General features: G+C 67.6%; 14 protein-coding genes. 3 read left to right on the forward strand and 11 right to left on the reverse strand.

Features of this window, described 5'->3' with window-relative positions:
* Positions 1–31 precede the first annotated feature (31 nt).
* A complete protein-coding gene (gene ald / locus ACU0DV_RS07790) occupies positions 32–1,150 on the reverse strand; it encodes an alanine dehydrogenase (protein ID WP_446241295.1) in 1,119 nt (372 codons plus the stop codon).
* A gap of 148 nt (positions 1,151–1,298) precedes the next feature.
* Between ald and ACU0DV_RS07795 the strand changes: the two genes are divergently transcribed.
* Both ACU0DV_RS07795 and ACU0DV_RS07800 read left to right on the forward strand, forming a co-directional pair.
* Positions 1,299–1,757: an Lrp/AsnC family transcriptional regulator gene (locus ACU0DV_RS07795; protein ID WP_100927600.1), complete on the forward strand. Its 459-nt coding sequence runs from the start codon at positions 1,299–1,301 to the stop codon at positions 1,755–1,757.
* Between the two features lie 137 nt (positions 1,758–1,894).
* Entirely contained in the window at positions 1,895–3,481 is a 1,587-nt protein-coding gene (locus tag ACU0DV_RS07800; RefSeq protein ID WP_446241294.1) for a GMC family oxidoreductase, read from the forward strand.
* Between the two features lie 112 nt (positions 3,482–3,593).
* Here ACU0DV_RS07800 and ccoS read toward each other — a convergent pair whose 3' ends face one another.
* The 5 genes from ccoS to ACU0DV_RS07825 all read right to left on the reverse strand — a co-directional run bounded on the left by ccoS (position 3,594) and on the right by ACU0DV_RS07825 (position 8,852).
* A complete protein-coding gene (ccoS, locus tag ACU0DV_RS07805) occupies positions 3,594–3,755 on the reverse strand; it encodes a cbb3-type cytochrome oxidase assembly protein CcoS (protein ID WP_100927598.1) in 162 nt (53 codons plus the stop codon).
* 35 nt (positions 3,756–3,790) lie between these two features.
* Positions 3,791–5,977 carry a heavy metal translocating P-type ATPase gene (locus ACU0DV_RS07810; protein ID WP_446241293.1) on the reverse strand — a complete coding sequence of 729 codons (2,187 nt, stop codon included), beginning with the start codon at positions 5,975–5,977 and terminating at the stop codon, positions 3,791–3,793.
* A 19-nt stretch (positions 5,978–5,996) separates the two neighbouring features.
* Positions 5,997–6,464: a FixH family protein gene (locus ACU0DV_RS07815; protein WP_100927596.1), complete on the reverse strand. Its 468-nt coding sequence runs from the start codon at positions 6,462–6,464 to the stop codon at positions 5,997–5,999.
* The gene (gene ccoG / locus ACU0DV_RS07820; RefSeq protein ID WP_283982532.1) at positions 6,464–7,882 is read right to left on the reverse strand and encodes a cytochrome c oxidase accessory protein CcoG; all 1,419 of its coding nucleotides are present in this window, start codon (positions 7,880–7,882) and stop codon (positions 6,464–6,466) included. The genes ACU0DV_RS07815 and ccoG overlap by 1 nt, the downstream gene beginning before the upstream one ends.
* 94 nt (positions 7,883–7,976) lie before the next feature.
* Complete coding sequence (locus tag ACU0DV_RS07825) at positions 7,977–8,852, reverse strand: LysR substrate-binding domain-containing protein (RefSeq protein ID WP_100927594.1); 876 nt, start codon at positions 8,850–8,852, stop codon at positions 7,977–7,979.
* Positions 8,853–8,953: 101 nt separating this feature from the next.
* Between ACU0DV_RS07825 and ACU0DV_RS07830 the strand changes: the two genes are divergently transcribed.
* Positions 8,954–9,118, forward strand: coding sequence for a hypothetical protein (locus ACU0DV_RS07830; protein ID WP_446269798.1), 165 nt, complete (start codon positions 8,954–8,956; stop codon positions 9,116–9,118).
* Positions 9,119–9,433: 315 nt separating this feature from the next.
* Here ACU0DV_RS07830 and ACU0DV_RS07835 read toward each other — a convergent pair whose 3' ends face one another.
* From ACU0DV_RS07835 to ccoN, 5 genes are all read right to left on the reverse strand, one after another.
* The gene (locus ACU0DV_RS07835; RefSeq protein ID WP_446241292.1) at positions 9,434–10,903 is read right to left on the reverse strand and encodes a diguanylate cyclase; all 1,470 of its coding nucleotides are present in this window, start codon (positions 10,901–10,903) and stop codon (positions 9,434–9,436) included.
* A gap of 146 nt (positions 10,904–11,049) precedes the next feature.
* Positions 11,050–11,949: a cytochrome-c oxidase, cbb3-type subunit III gene (gene ccoP / locus ACU0DV_RS07840; protein ID WP_370312133.1), complete on the reverse strand. Its 900-nt coding sequence runs from the start codon at positions 11,947–11,949 to the stop codon at positions 11,050–11,052.
* A 13-nt stretch (positions 11,950–11,962) separates the two neighbouring features.
* A complete protein-coding gene (locus ACU0DV_RS07845; protein WP_100930831.1) occupies positions 11,963–12,148 on the reverse strand; it encodes a cbb3-type cytochrome c oxidase subunit 3 in 186 nt (61 codons plus the stop codon).
* Positions 12,149–12,160: 12 nt separating this feature from the next.
* Positions 12,161–12,922, reverse strand: a complete 762-nt coding sequence (gene ccoO / locus ACU0DV_RS07850) for a cytochrome-c oxidase, cbb3-type subunit II (RefSeq protein ID WP_100927591.1) — start codon at positions 12,920–12,922, stop codon at positions 12,161–12,163.
* A gap of 12 nt (positions 12,923–12,934) precedes the next feature.
* The gene (gene ccoN / locus ACU0DV_RS07855; protein ID WP_100927590.1) at positions 12,935–14,545 is read right to left on the reverse strand and encodes a cytochrome-c oxidase, cbb3-type subunit I; all 1,611 of its coding nucleotides are present in this window, start codon (positions 14,543–14,545) and stop codon (positions 12,935–12,937) included.
* Positions 14,546–14,677: the final 132 nt, after the last annotated feature.

Raw genomic sequence — 14,677 nt, forward strand, 5'->3', positions numbered from 1 at the left:
CGGGTCGCCGTGCGCAGCACGGCGAAACCGTTCAGGCCGCCAGCGCCGCCGCGGGCGTGATCGCGTCCAGGCCCAGCGCCTCGCCCACCGGCGCATTGGTGATCCGGCCGGCGTGCACGTTCAGGCCGGCGGCCAGGTGCGGGTCGTCGGCACAGGCCTTGCGCCAGCCCTTGTCCGCCAGTGCCAGCATGAAGGGCAGCGTCGCGTTGCCGAGCGCCAGCGTCGAGGTGCGCGCAACGGCGCCCGGCATGTTGGCCACGCAGTAGTGCACGATGCCGTCCACCTCGTAGATCGGGTCCTGGTGGGTGGTGGCCTTCGAGGTCTCGAAGCAGCCGCCCTGGTCGATGGCCACGTCGACGATCACCGCGCCGGGCTTCATCGTCGAAAGCTGCGCGCGGCTGACCAGTTTCGGCGCGGCGGCGCCGGGGATCAGCACGGCGCCGATGACCATGTCGGCCTCGGCCACCAGCTCTGCGGTGTTCCCGGCAGAGGCGTAGCGCGTCCGGAAGACCGCGCCGAAGACGTCGTCGAGATAGCGCATCCGCGAGAGCGACCGGTCGAGCACGGTGACCTCCGCGCCCATGCCCGCGGCAACCCGCGCCGCGTGGGTGCCGACGACACCGCCGCCGATCACCGCCACCCTGGCGGGGCCGACGCCCGGGACGCCGCCCATCAGCACGCCGCGGCCGCCGTTGGCCTTCTGCAGCGACCATGCGCCGACCTGCGGCGCCAGACGGCCCGCGACCTCGGACATGGGCGCCAGCAGGGGCAGGCCGCCCCGGTCGTCGGTCACGGTCTCATAGGCGATGCAGGTCGCGCCGGAGGCGATCAGGTCGCGGGTCTGCTCCGGATCGGGGGCGAGGTGGAGGTAGGTGAAGAGCACCTGGCCCTCGCGCAGCATGGCGCGTTCGGGGGCCTGCGGCTCCTTCACCTTGACGATCATCTCGGCGGTGGCAAAGACCTCTGCCGCGGTGTCGGCCAGCGCGGCGCCGGCGGCGGTGTAATCCTCATCGGTGAAACCTGCGCCGAGGCCCGCGCCTTTTTGGACGATCACCGAATGGCCGTGCGCCACCGCTTCCTGTGCGGCGTTGGGCGTCAGGCCGACGCGGAATTCCTGTGGTTTGATTTCTGTGGGGCATCCGATCTTCATGTCGTGATCCTTTGTGCCTTTGGTCCTGTTGGGGTGCGCAATTATGCCATGGGAGCCTTGCAAAAGGGTGCGAGACTGGGGCAACTTTGCGCACCGCCGCGCACGATTGTTCGACGGTTTGCAGGGCAAGCGGGAGGAATCTTCGAATATGGCGCTGGACGAGACGGATCGGCGACTCCTCAGGGTGCTTCAGCGCAAGGGCCGCATGTCGAACGCGGACCTCAGCGAACAGGTCAACCTGTCGCCCTCGGCCTGTCACCGGCGGGTGCAGCGGCTGGAGGCGGAGGGCTACATCCGCGACTACGTGGCGCTTCTGGATGCGCGCAAGCTGGCGCTGCCGACCACCGTCTTCGTGGAGATCACCCTGCAGGCGCAGGCCGACGAGGTGCTGGAAGCCTTCGAGACCGCCGTGTCCCGGGTGCCGGCCGTGCTGGAGTGCCACCTGATGGCGGGCACGGCGGATTACATCCTGAAGGTCGTGGCCGAGGACACGGAGGATTACGCCCGCATCCACCGCCAGTACCTGACGCGCCTGCCGGGCGTGGCGCAGATGCAGTCGTCCTTTGCGCTGAAGACGGTGTTCAAGACCACGGCGCTGCCGGTCTGAGGCGGGGCGTCTGTCCCGCCCGGACGCAAGGTCGCCGGACCTGCCCGTGCCGGGGACCGTGACGCACGCGCCCCTGTGACATTGCGGTGCCCCCCGCGCTGGGCCAAGGTGGCGGCGGAGCAGAGAGGGGGGCAGAAATGCAGGGCAATTGGGATCACATCGTGGTGGGCGCGGGCAGTGCGGGCTGCGTGCTGGCGCGGCGCCTGTCGGATGCGGGGCGGCGGGTGCTGCTGCTGGAGGCCGGGGGCCGCGACAACTACCACTGGGTGCATATCCCGATGGGCTACCTCTACTGCATCGGCAACCCGCGCACCGACTGGTGTTTCCGCACGGAGGCCGAGCCGGGTCTCGGCGGACGGCAACTGCTTTATCCGCGCGGCAAGGTGCTGGGCGGCTGTTCGTCGATCAACGGGATGCTCTACCTGCGCGGGCAGGCGGCGGATTACGACGGCTGGCGGCAGATGGGGCTCACCGGCTGGGGTTGGGACGACGTGCTGCCCTATTTCCTGAAGTCGGAGGACTATGTCGGCGGCAAGTCGGAGTTCCATGGCGCAGGCGGCCCCTGGCGGGTGGAGAACCAGCGCCTGCACTGGCAGGTGCTGGACGACTGGATGGCCGCCGCGGAGGCCGAGGGCCTGCCGCGCACCGAGGACTTCAACACCGGCGACAACGAGGGTGTGGGCTATTTCCGGGTGAACCAGAAGGGCGGCTGGCGGATGAACACCGCCAAGGCCTTCCTGCGCGGGGCGCGCAAGGATTTCCTGAAGGTGGAGACCGGCGCGCATGTGAAGCGGCTGGTCGTCGAGGAGGGGCGCGCGGTGGGCGTGGTCTTCGAGCAGGGCGGCACGGAGCGGGAGGTGCGCTGCGTGTCTGACCTGATCCTGTCGGCGGGGGCGATCGGATCGCCGCATATCCTGCAGTTGTCCGGGATCGGGCCGGGGGCGCTGCTGGCGGAACACGGCATCGACGTGGTGGCGGAGGCGCCGGGCGTGGGGGCGGAGTTGCAGGACCACCTGCAATTGCGCTGCGCCTGGCGGCTGGAGAAGGCCAAGACGCTGAACACGCTGGCCAATTCGCTGTTCGGCAAGGCGCTGATCGGGGCGGAATACGCGTTCCGCCGGTCCGGGCCGATGTCCATGGCGCCGTCGCAGCTGGGCGCCTTTGCCCGTTCGCGCGAGGGGCTGGCCACGGCGGACCTGGAGTACCACGTGCAGCCCCTGTCACTGGAAGCCTTCGGCCAGCCGCTGCACAACTTTCCGGCGCTGACGGCGAGCGTGTGCAACCTGCGCCCCGAGAGCCGGGGCACGGTGACGCTGGCCTCGCCCGATTTCCGCACGGCGCCGAAGATCGCGCCGAATTACCTCGCGACCGAGGGCGACCGGCGGGTGGCCGTCGACGCGATCCGGCTGACGCGGCGGATCATGGCGCAGAGGCCGATGGCGAAATACGCCCCGGTGGAGCTGAAGCCGGGCCCGGATTTCGAGAGCGCGGCGGAGCTGGCGGAGGCGGCAGGGCAGATCGGGACGACGATCTTCCATCCCGTTTCGACCGTGCGGATGGGCACGGACGACAGTGCGCCGCTGGACGGCGAGATGCGGTTCCGGGGCGTGGGCGGGCTGCGCGTGGTCGATGCCAGCGCCATGCCGCGGATCGTGAGCGGCAACACCAATTCCCCGGTCATCATGATGGCGGAGAAGGCCTCGGACATGATCCTCGCCGGGTGAGTGTCTTGCAGGGAGGGGGGGGCGCTGCCCCCGTCTCCCTCCGGGCGACTCCCCCGAGGTATTTCTGCCAAGATGAAGGGCGGGGCGGTCCCGGGCGGGGGCGTTTCGCCGGTCAGTCCTGTTTCGGGCGGTCGTCGTAGTCGCCCGAAAGGATGCGCTGGGCGTCGCCTTCGGGGTCGTCGTACTGGTTCGAGCGGATCGTGAAGACGAAGAACAGGAGGCCCGCGACGCCCAGCACGAGGGAGATCGGGATCAGGTAGGTGAGGACATTCATCAGTCGTGTGCCTTTCGGGCCGTTTCGGGGACGTCTCAGCGCAGCCGCAGGGCGTTCAGCGAGACGGTGATAGAGCTGGCCGACATGGCCAGCGCGGCGATCAGCGGCGAGCAGAGGCCCGCCACCGCGAGGGGCACCGCGACGATGTTGTACCACGTGGCGATGGTGAAGTTCTCGCGGATGCGCTTCACGGCCTTGCGGGCGGTGGCTGCGGCCTCGGGGAGCGGCGCGAGGCTTTGGCCCAGAAGCACGATGTCGGAGGCCACGCGCGCCGCGTCCAGTGCGGAGGCGGGCGAGATCGAGACATGCGCGGCGGTCAGCGCGGCGGTGTCGTTGAGCCCGTCGCCCACCATCAGCACGTGTGCGCCCTGATCGGAGAGCGCCTTGATGCGGGCGGCCTTGTCCTGCGGCAGGGCCTCGGCCATCCACTGGGTGATATCGAGGCGGGCGGCGAGGCTTTCGACCGCCGCCGTGGTGTCGCCGGACATCAGGATGACCTTCAGGCCGGATTGCCGGAAGGCGGCCACGGCCTCGGCGGCGCCGTCGCGCAGGCGGTCGGTGAAGAGGAAGGCCTGCGGCGGCGCATCGCCGATCTGCAGCCAGGCGGCGGTCTGGTCGGTGGCGTTGCCGCCGACCCAGGCGGCGCGGCCGAGGCGCACCCTGCGCCCCTGCCAGATGGCGCTTGTGCCGTAGCCCGGGACCTCGGTCACGTCGGTGACAGGGGCGGGCGCGATGCCCGCCGCCCGTGCCGCCGTGGTGAGCGCACGGGAGAGCGGATGGGCGGACCCTTCGGCCAGCGCGTGGGCGATGGCAAGGTCGGCGGTGGTGAAGGCGTCGAGGTTCACCGGCTCAGGCGTGCCGGCGGTCAGCGTGCCGGTCTTGTCGAAGACCACGGTGTCGACCTGTGCCAGCCGTTCCAGCGCGGTGGCGTCCTTGATCAGCAGGCCCTTGCGGAACAGCCGGCCCGAGGCGGCGGTGGTCACGGCGGGCACCGCGAGACCCAGCGCGCAGGGGCAGGTGATGATCAGCACGGCGGCGGCGATGTTCAGCGCGGTGCGCACGTCGCCGCTGTAGACCAGCCAGCCGAGGAAGCTGAGCGCGGAGAGGATGTGCACGCCCGGCGCGTAGAGCTTGGCCGCGCGGTCGGCGAGCGAGGTGTAGCGCGAGCGGCCCGATTCCGCGATGGCCACGAGGTCGGCCATGCGGGCGAGCGAGGTGTCGCGGCCCACGGCGCTGGCGCGGATGGTCAGGGGGCCGGTGAGGTTGACCTCGCCCGCGCTGACGGCGGTGCCGGGCGCGCCCAGCACCGGCAGGGTTTCCCCGGTCAGGAGCGAGCGGTCGCGTTCGGAGGTGCCGTCCACGATCTCGCCGTCGACGGGCATGCGGCCGCCGGGGCGGACGCGGATCAGGTCGCCGATGCGGAGGTCGGCGACGCTGACCTGTTCCTCGCCCGCCCCGGTCAGGCGCCAGGCGCGGGGCACTTCGAGGGCGGCCAGTTCCTCGGCCGCGGAGCGCGCGACGGAGCGGGTGCGGTGATCTAGGTAGCGGCCCGTGAGCAGGAAGAAGGTCAGCGCGATGGCCGCGTCGAAATAGGCGTGTTCGCCCGAGAGCGACGTTTCCCAGAGCGAGGTGAAGACAGCCAGCAGGATGGCGAGGCTGATCGGCACGTCCATGTTGAGAGAGCGCGCGGCCAGCGCCCGCCATGCGTTGACGAAGAACGGCTGTGCGGAGAAGGCCACCGCCGGCAGCACGATCAGCGCGGAGATCCAGTGGAAGAGGTCCCGGGTTTCGCCCGCGGCGCCGGACCAGACGGCGATCGACAGCAGCATGACGTTCATCGCGGCGAAGCCCGCCACGGCGAGGCGCATCAGGAGGTCGCGGCCCGCGTGGTCGGTCGCGGTGGCCGAGAGCGCCGTGGTGTCGAGTTCATGCGCCTCGTAGCCTGCCGCCTCGACCAGCGGGATCACGTCGTCGGCGGTCAGCCCGGTGTCGCCCGCGAGGCTCACGCGCTTCATGGTCAGGTTGACGCGGGCGCTGTGCACGCGCGGATCGGCGTTCAGCGCGCGCTCCACCTTCGACATGCAGGCGGCGCAGTGGATCGTCGGCAGCGAGAGGACGATATGCGCGTCTTTCGGGACCTCGAGATCGGCCAGCGACTGGGCCGCCGGGGCGGCGACGCAGGCGGGGCAGGCAGAGGCGGGCGGGCGCATGGTGGCGGTCATGACGGGGGGCTTTCGCGGCTCAGGGCTGATACATTTCGAGGCGTTGTTCGAAGGGCGTGCCGTCCATCGCGGTGGCGTTGATCCAGAGATCCCAGTTGCCCTTCGCCAGCTCCTCGCGCGCGACGTAGGCGGTGCCGTCCCAGCGGAACTGCGGGACGCGGTCGGCCTTCTGGTGGGTGGGGCGGCCGAGGATCACCTCCATTTTTGCGGCCTGCACCGGGACGCCCTTGTCGTCGACGATCTTCAGCACCAGCAGACCGCCGTCGTGGGTGGCGGAGATGTTCCAGCCGAGCGCCTGCTGCGCGGCGCGGCGGACGTCGAAGGTCTGCGAGGCGATGTAGGAGTTCCGGGTCTCCAGCCCCGGGAAGGTGCGCACCGCGTTGACGGCGAGTGCGACGTTCACCGCAATGATGAGCCCGAAGGCTGCGACGAAGCCTGCCAGCACGTGCCAGCCGGTGAGGCGGAATTCCTTGCGGACATCGGCCATCAGTTGACCCTCCCGTTGAAGATTGTGTCGTTGTGGGCGCGGTCGCCGTTGGTCAGGTCCTCGACCCAGAAGCGGAACTCCGTCCGTTCGGATTCGGCGGGGTCGGAGCCTTTCGGCGCCACGACGAAGACCTTCTGCAGGTAGGTCTCGTTTGCGGGTACGGTCACCGTCTCGTAGGGGGTGCCTTCGAGCTGGATGCGCAGGTATTCGTTGCCGTTCAGGGTGATGCGGAAGGGCCTGTCCTCGCCGTGCTTGTTGAGCAGGCGGATGTCGTAGGTGTTGCGGACCGAGCCGTCCGACAGGACCACGAAGGTCGGGTTGCGGACCGGGGCCACGGTCATCTCGATCTCGGGCCGGACGAACAGCGCGAAGACGAGGCCGATGCCCACGAGGCTCCAGAGCGCGGTGTACATCATGGTGCGGACGCGGAAGACGTGCTGCCAGATCGGGCGGGGGGCGTTGCCCTCACGCTCGCGCGGTTCGTCGGACAGGGCGAGGTAGTCGATCAGGCCGCGCGGCTTGCCGACCTTGGCCATCACGTCGTCGCAGGCGTCGATGCAGAGCGCGCAGGTGATGCACTCCATCTGCTGGCCGTCGCGGATGTCGATGCCCATGGGACAGACGTTCACGCAGGCGTTGCAGTCGATGCAGTCGCCCAAGGTGTCGCGGGTCTTGCCCTTGCCGCGGGGTTCGCCGCGCCAGTCGCGGTAGGCGACGGTCAGCGTGTCCTCGTCCATCATGGCGGCCTGGATGCGCGGCCATGGGCAGGCGTAGATGCAGATCTGTTCGCGGGCGAAACCGCCGAAGAAGAATGTGGTGAGCGTCAGGATCAGCATCGTCGTATAGGCGACAGGGTGGGCGTTCAGCGTCACGAGGTCGCGCAGCAGGGTCGGCGCATCGGCGAAGTAGAAGACCCATGCGCCGCCGGTGGCGAGGCCGATCAGGAACCACAGCACCCACTTGGTGATCCGCAGCCGCGCCTTGTGGAAGTCGAGCTTCTTCTGGCGGTGCAGGCGCAGGCGGTTGTTGCGGTCGCCCTCCACCCAGCGTTCCACGAGGATGAAGAGGTCGGTCCAGACGGTCTGTGGGCAGGCATAGCCGCACCAGACCCGCCCCAGCGCGGAGGTGAAGAGGAAAAGCCCCAGCCCGGCCATGATCAGAAGGCCCGCAACGAAGTAGAACTCGTGCGGCCAGATCTCGATCCAGAAGAAGAAGAAGCGGCGGCCCGCGAGGTCGATCAGCACGGCCTGGTCGGGAAGCTGCGGCCCGCGGTCCCAGCGGATCCATGGCGTCACGTAGTAGATGCCAAGCGTGACGATCATGATGATCCACTTGAGATTGCGGAACTTTCCGCTGACGCGGCGCGGGAAGATCGGTTCGCGGCCGGCGTAGAGGGAGGTCGGTTGGGTGTCGGACACGGGGGAATCGCTCCGTTAAAGGCTTGTCTGAGTGGCCTTTTCACAGACCGGCCCCGCGACCTCCTTGACCTGCATCAATTTCTGAATCTGCGATCTAGGTTTTCTCGGCGTTGCGCTGGAGCCAGCGCAGGAAAGCCTTGAGCGGCGGCCTTGGCACGCCGGGCCGGGTGACGATCCAGTAGCCCTTCGAACGGGTGTCCTCGAACAGCAGCCGCAGGCGTCCGGCGGCGATGTCGGATTCGGCGAAGACCCGGGCGAGGATCGCCACGCCCTGACCCTGACGAGCCGCTTCGAGCATCATGTTGCCGGGCAGGGAGGTGAAGCCGAGGCCGCTGTCGCGCTCGATCCCGAACTGGGCGAACCAGCTTGTCGCCTCGTTGGTGCCGTACTCCTGCAGCCAGTGCAGGTGCGACAGGTCGGCGGGGCTTTCGATGGGCCGGTCGCCGACCAGCCCCGGCGCGGCCACGACCACGATGGGGGAGCGGACGAAAAGCTCTGACTGGAGGCCGGGCCATGAGCCGTTGCCGTAGCGCAGCGCCATGTCGATCCCGCCCGGTTCCAGCCCGCGCACGTCGGCGGAGGGGTCGATCATCAGGTTGATCTCCGGATGTTCGGAGCGAAAGCTTGCCAGCCGCGGCAGGAGCCAGCCGGAGGCGAATGTCGGCGTCGTGGAGATCAGCAGCGGGCGGTCTGCATCGGCGCCGGTCAGCGCCTCGAGCGTGGTGGCGATCTGGCCGAAGCTTTCGCGCAGGGTGCGGGCCAGCGTGTCGCCCTCGGCGGTGAGGGCCATCTTGCGGCCGGAGCGGTCGAGAAGGGCAAGTCCCAGGTGCGCCTCGAGCGCGCGGAGCTGCTGGCTGATCGCCGCGTGGCTGACGTTGAGCGTGTCCCCCGCTGCGCTGACAGAGCCTGTCTCTGCATAGGCGGCAAAGGCGCGGAGGGCTGCGAGGGAGGGCAGGCGGGACCAATGCATATTCAAGTCTGGCTTACATGAGGAATATATTCCTGGCTCGCATGAAAAGGTGTCCTGGGTCAAGTTTCCAGTATCGAAACCGCGACCACAGGAGACGCGACATGTTCAAAATTCTTGCACGCACCGCGATGATAGCGACCTTTCAGGAGGTGCGGCCCGCGCCCAAGCACACGGCCCGGCAAGAGCCCTTGCCGAAGCTTTCGTGGACGCAGGAGGATCTGCCCTTCCGCAACCACGCCGGGGCCCGGAGGGGGTACGATGATTGATCCGGTCATCTACCTCAGCCGCTTGCTGGTGCCCCGCGACGGGCGCATCCGCTCGGCCCGCCCGCTTCCGAAGGGGCATGTGCCTGGACTGCTGTTCTGGTGAAAGTGCGCCAGCCGCAAGAACCGCCCGGTGGCGGTGCGGCTGGCGTGAACTGAAGGGGAAAGGGACGCCGGTGTCCCAGGAAACGCGCGAACAGGACAGGACACCGGCGCCATACATCCGGCCTTGCCGCCGGGTGTTTCGCGTTCGGGGGGAGGGCCCCGAAGCTTATGCGTCCATCATAGCCGCACCGCGGCGCAGGGCCTTGACCTGAGTCAAATCGCGAGGCTCTGCCTGCGCGTTTTCGAATGTTTTTTCTGCACTTCGCGCCAGATCTCGTCCGGCAGGGCGACCCCGGCGATGCTGCCGTTGCTGGTCACCTGATTCCGGCCGTTGTTCTTCGACGCGTAAAGCGCGATGTCGGCGCATTTCACCCAGGCGTCCTGGCTGGTGATGTCGGGGTCGAGCTCTGCCACGCCGAAGCTGGCCGTGAGCGCCGGCATGTCGGAGACCGGATCGGGTGCCTCCGCCAGCCTCTGGCGCATCTGCTCGGCCATGATCGCCGCGCTGTCGGCGCAGGTGCCGGGCAGGATCACGGCGAATTCCTCGCCGCCGACGCGGTAGAGACGGCGGTTGGCGCCGATCACCGCCTCCAGTCTGCGGGCGACGTCGGCGAGCACGCGGTCGCCCATGTCGTGCCCGTAGTCGTCGTTGATCGACTTGAAGTGGTCGATGTCGATCAGGATCAGGCTGGCCTGCGCGTTGTTGCGCCGCACTGTGCGGAAGACGTTTTCCAGGTCGCGGCGGAACTGACGGCTGCTGCCCGCGCCGGTCAGCCAGTCCTGCGTGGCGGCGCGTTCCAGCGCGGCGATCTGGCGTTCCTGCGCCAGTTGCTGGGCGGCGAAGCGCGCGAAATCCGAGATGAGCTGCCGTTCGGCGATGGTGAAGCCCGGCCGCGACAGCGGGTTCAGGAAGCTGAGTGTTCCGATCCTTTCGCCGCCGACGACCAGCGGCACGCCGACGTAGGTCCTGAGCCCGATCTCCGGCAGCAGGGGATGGTCCTGTGCCGCCTCGGTGCCGTGCGTCTCGAACGGGACGTCGCCGGCGAGCGCGATGCGGCAATCGCTTTCCTCCAGCGGGAAGAGCGTGCCGACGGGGATCGGTGCCAGCGTCGACCGGGCATGCAGGACCAGCAGGCTGGCGTCGCGGAAGAGGCCCACCAGCCCCACCGGCATGTGCAGGAATTCGCAGGCCAGCGAGATCATGGCCTCGATCTTTTCACCGGGTGAGGTGGCCTGGTCGGTGGCGATGTCGAACAGCTTGTCCTTGACGCGGACCAGCCGGTTGACGGCGGTGCGGTCCTCGAGGATGCGGATGTGGCCGAGGATCGCCCCGTCGCGGGCGAGGAAGGTCCAGCCGGATGTCTCCGCCTCGATCAGGGAGCCGTCGCGGCGCAGGTAGCTGGTGATGACCCGGTGATCGGACCCGATCATGCGCGGGCCCGACAGCCGGTGCGTGACGCCGAATTCCTCCTGCTCGCCGTAAAGGCAGTCGAGCGGGCGGCCCGTCAGTTCGGCGCGGCGGTAGCCGGTGAGACGTTCGAAGGGCCGGTTGCACCACTGCACGCGACCGGAGGAATCGGTGAACACCACGGCGTCATGGCAGACCTGGAAGACGGCTTCGACAAGCTCCGTTCCACGGGGGCGCGCTGTCGGGACAGGGGCGTTCATGGGTTTCATCGACATGTACTCTGGTGACCTGACGAAGAGATATCGGCGAGGCTGATTGAGATTTGGTAAATGATACCGGCCAAATTTTTCGAAAACGGGAATGGAAAAACCCTCCGCCACGGGGACGGAGGGTTCATGATTATCGGCGTTGGAACAGTGGCTTACTCGGAGGCTTCGCCGCCGCCAAGGCCGTGCACGTAGGTTGCGACCGCGCGGATCTCCGCTTCGGACAGACGCGGGCCCCAGGCGGGCATCTGGCCGTAACGGGCGTTCCAGACCGTCTCGTGCAGCGACTCGTAATCGCCGCCATAAAGCCAGATCGCATCGCTCAGGTTCGGGGCGCCCTGCGTGCGGTCGCCGGTCGCATCCTCGCCGTGGCAGGAGGCGCAGTTGTCCATGAACACCGTCTCGCCCTCGGCGACGAGGCTGGCGTCGCGCGGCTCGCCCGAGAGCGACATCACGTAGTTGACCACCGCGTCGATGCTGTCCCGTTCAAGCAGCTCGTCGCGGCCGAAGGCGGGCATCTGCGACTGGCGCAGCCAGTCCTCGTCCGTGGGCTGGCGGATGCCGGTGGTGATCGTGGTGTGGATGTCCTCGATCGAACCGCCCCAGAGCCAGTCGTCGTCGACCAGGCTGGGGTAGCCGTTGGGCTCCGACCCGCCGTCGGCGCCCGAGCCGTGGCACTGCGAGCACCACGACCGGAAGACCGCCGCACCGGCGTTGCGGGCATAGGTCTGAAGCTCCGGATCGGCGGAGATGGAGGCGAGTTCCACGCTGGCCAGCTTGTCGTTGATCGGGCCGTTCATCTCTTCGACGCGGGCAATCTCCTCGGCGACCTGGGCGCGTGTGGAGAAGCCCAGGAGACCCGCCGTTGAGCCGGTGATCCCCGGCCATGCCGGATAGGCGATGGTGTAGCCCACGCCCCAGACGATGCAGGCGTAGAAGGTGTACAGCCACCACTTCGGCAGCGGCTTGTTGTACTCCTCGATCCCGTCCCAGGAATGGCCGGTGGTCTCGTAGTCGTGTCCCGGCTTGATGTTCTTCTTCTCGTCGTCGCTCATCGCGTGAGCCTCCTTATGTCTCGGACCGGTCCGCCGCAGCGGGCCTGTCGTCATGCCGGAAGGGGATGCTGGCGGCGTCGTCCTGTGCGCGCCGGGCGCCCGGGCGCAGGGCCCAGATCACCACGCCCGCGAAGAAGGCGGTCATGGCGAGCAGCGCCCAGCTGTCGGCGAAGCTGCGGAGGAGGGAATAGGTGTCCATGTCCATGTCTCCTTAACGGTGCGCGTCGGGGGTGAAGGTCGAGAAGTCGACCAGCGTGCCCAGCATCTGCAGGTAGGCGATCAGCGCGTCGGCCTCGGAGATGCCCGGCTGGCCGTCGAAGTTGCGGACGTTGATCGCCTCGCCGTAGCGTTCGAGCAGGCCGTCGTAGTCGCCGTCCGGGTCGATCTGCGCCATGAAGTCGCTTTCCGCGTTCTCGATCATCTCGTCCGTGTAGGGGACGCCGATCAGCTTGTGCGTCTTCATGATGTCGCCGATGTCGGCCGCGGCCAGCATCCCCGACACCAGGCCGGCGTTCTCGTCCAGCATGCGCTGTTCGAGGTAGCCGTACTTCGGCATGACCGATTCAGGCACCACCGACTGCGGGTTGCGCAGGTGATCGACGTGCCATTCGTCCGAGTAGCGGTCGCCGACGCGGGCAAGGTCCGGCCCGGTGCGCTTCGATCCCCACTGGAAGGGGTGGTCGTACTGGCTTTCGGCGGCGAGGCTGTAGTGGCCGTAGCGTTCGACCTCGTCGCGCATCGGGCGGATCATCTGGCTGTGGCAGACGTAGCAGCCTTCGCGCAGGTAGACCTCCCGGCCCGCCAGTTCCAGCGGGGTGTAGGGACGCATGCCTTCGACGTCCTCGATGGTGTTCTCGAGGTAGAAGAGCGGCACGATCTGCACCAGCCCCCCGATCGTCACCACGAGGAAGGCGAAGATCGCCAGAAGGGTGACGTTTTTCTCGAGGATGGCGTGTTTCTTGAGAATGCTCATGTCCGGTCCTCCTTATTCGGCCGGAGTCGCATGAGCGGCGGCGGTGCTTGCCTCGACGGCAGGCGCACGACGCGCGGTCATGTACAGGTTGTAACACATGATGAGGGCACCCGCGACGTAGAGCAGGCCGCCGGTTGCACGGACCACGTACATCGGGAACTTGGCGCCCACGGTGTCGGCGAAGGAGTTCACGAGGAAGCCGTTCGCATCCACCTCACGCCACATCAGGCCTTCCATGATGCCGGTGACCCACATCGAGGCGGCGTAGAAGACGATGCCGATGGTGGCGAGCCAGAAGTGCCAGCTGACCATCGAGAGCGAGTAGAGGCGTTCGCGGTTCCAGAGTTTCGGCACAAGGTAGTAGAGCGCGCCGAAGGTGATCATGCCGTTCCAGCCAAGCGCGCCGGAGTGGACGTGACCGATGGTCCAGTCGGTGTAGTGCGACAGCGAGTTCACTGCGCGGATCGACATCATCGGACCTTCGAAGGTCGACATGCCGTAGAAGCCCACGGAGATCACCATCATCCGGATGACCGGGTCGGTGCGCAGCTTGTCCCATGCGCCCGAGAGCGTCATCAGGCCGTTGATCATGCCGCCCCAGGAGGGCATCCACAGGATCACCGAGAACACCATGCCGAGCGTCGAGGCCCAGTCGGGCAGCGCGGTGTAGTGCAGGTGGTGCGGACCGGCCCAGATGTAGATGAAGATCAGCGCCCAGAAGTGGATGATCGACAGCTTGTAGGAGAAGACGGGACGTTCGGCCTGCTTCGGGATGAAGTAGTACATCATGCCGAGGAAGCCCGCGGTCAGGAAGAAGCCCACGGCGTTGTGGCCGTACCACCACTGGGTCATCGCGTCCTGCACGCCCGAGAACACCTGCACCGACTTCGACCCGAAGATCGAGACCGGGATCGCGAGGTTGTTGAACACGTGCAGCATGGCGACGGTGATGATGAACGACAGGAAGAACCAGTTCGCCACGTAGATGTGGGGTTCCTTCCGCCGCACGATGGTGCCGACGAAGACAGCGAGATAGGCGAGCCAGACCACGGTCAGCAGCAGGTCGACGTACCACTCCGGCTCGGCGTATTCCTTGCCGTGGGTGGAGCCGAGGACATAGCCGGTCGCGGCCAGCACGATCACCAGCTGGTAGCCCCAGAAGACGTACCAAGCGAGGTTGCCGCCCCAGAGCCGTGCCGCCGAGGTGCGCTGCACCACGTAGAATGACGTCGCCAGCAGCGCGTTGCCGCCGAAGGCGAAGATCACCGCCGAGGTGTGCAGCGGACGCAGGCGCCCGAAGTTCATGTACCCCTGCGCCCAGTCGAAGTTGAGCACCGGGAAGGCCAGCTGGGTGGCGATGAATGTCCCGGCAAGGAAGCCGACAACGCCCCAGAGCGCGGTTGCGATCACGCCGTAACGGATCACGCCGTCGAAGTATTGGGTTTCATCGATGGGCTTCGCCGGCTCGTCCGTGTTCCGCAGAACCCAGACGAACAGACCCGCTGCGATCGCCATCACGAGGAGCGCGTGCACCAGGTAAGCCACATCACGTGCAAAGTTGGCCCCGATCGCGGCGAAGATCGCGATCAGCCCAAGCACGATCAGCTTGAGGTAATTGGTCATGTTTCGTCCCTTCGTCAGACCCATACGATTCGAGAGACCGCTTGGGCGGTTATTTGACTGGGACCCTCATGGCGTTTGGCGGAAAACCGGACCTTGATCTGCATCAATGGATCGGCGGCGATAGCTTGACCG

The sequence above is a fragment of the Sagittula sp. genome (assembly GCF_052825245.1).

Bases quoted from the DNA above. Each gene is read 5' to 3' on its own strand.
- ccoN (WP_100927590.1), bottom strand. From the start codon at position 14,545: ATGACCAATTACCTCAAGCTGATCGTGCTTGGGCTGATCGCGATCTTC.
- ACU0DV_RS07835 (WP_446241292.1), bottom strand. From the start codon at position 10,903: ATGTCGATGAAACCCATGAACGCCCCTGTCCCGACAGCGCGCCCCCGT.
- ACU0DV_RS07810 (WP_446241293.1), bottom strand. From the start codon at position 5,977: ATGACCGCCACCATGCGCCCGCCCGCCTCTGCCTGCCCCGCCTGCGTC.
- ald (WP_446241295.1), bottom strand. From the start codon at position 1,150: ATGAAGATCGGATGCCCCACAGAAATCAAACCACAGGAATTCCGCGTC.
- ACU0DV_RS07845 (WP_100930831.1), bottom strand. From the start codon at position 12,148: ATGGACACCTATTCCCTCCTCCGCAGCTTCGCCGACAGCTGGGCGCTG.
- ACU0DV_RS07800 (WP_446241294.1), top strand. From the start codon at position 1,895: ATGCAGGGCAATTGGGATCACATCGTGGTGGGCGCGGGCAGTGCGGGC.
- ACU0DV_RS07815 (WP_100927596.1), bottom strand. From the start codon at position 6,464: ATGGCCGATGTCCGCAAGGAATTCCGCCTCACCGGCTGGCACGTGCTG.
- ccoS (WP_100927598.1), bottom strand. From the start codon at position 3,755: ATGAATGTCCTCACCTACCTGATCCCGATCTCCCTCGTGCTGGGCGTC.
- ACU0DV_RS07830 (WP_446269798.1), top strand. From the start codon at position 8,954: ATGTTCAAAATTCTTGCACGCACCGCGATGATAGCGACCTTTCAGGAG.
- ccoP (WP_370312133.1), bottom strand. From the start codon at position 11,949: ATGAGCGACGACGAGAAGAAGAACATCAAGCCGGGACACGACTACGAG.
- ACU0DV_RS07795 (WP_100927600.1), top strand. From the start codon at position 1,299: ATGGCGCTGGACGAGACGGATCGGCGACTCCTCAGGGTGCTTCAGCGC.
- ccoO (WP_100927591.1), bottom strand. From the start codon at position 12,922: ATGAGCATTCTCAAGAAACACGCCATCCTCGAGAAAAACGTCACCCTT.
- ACU0DV_RS07825 (WP_100927594.1), bottom strand. From the start codon at position 8,852: ATGCATTGGTCCCGCCTGCCCTCCCTCGCAGCCCTCCGCGCCTTTGCC.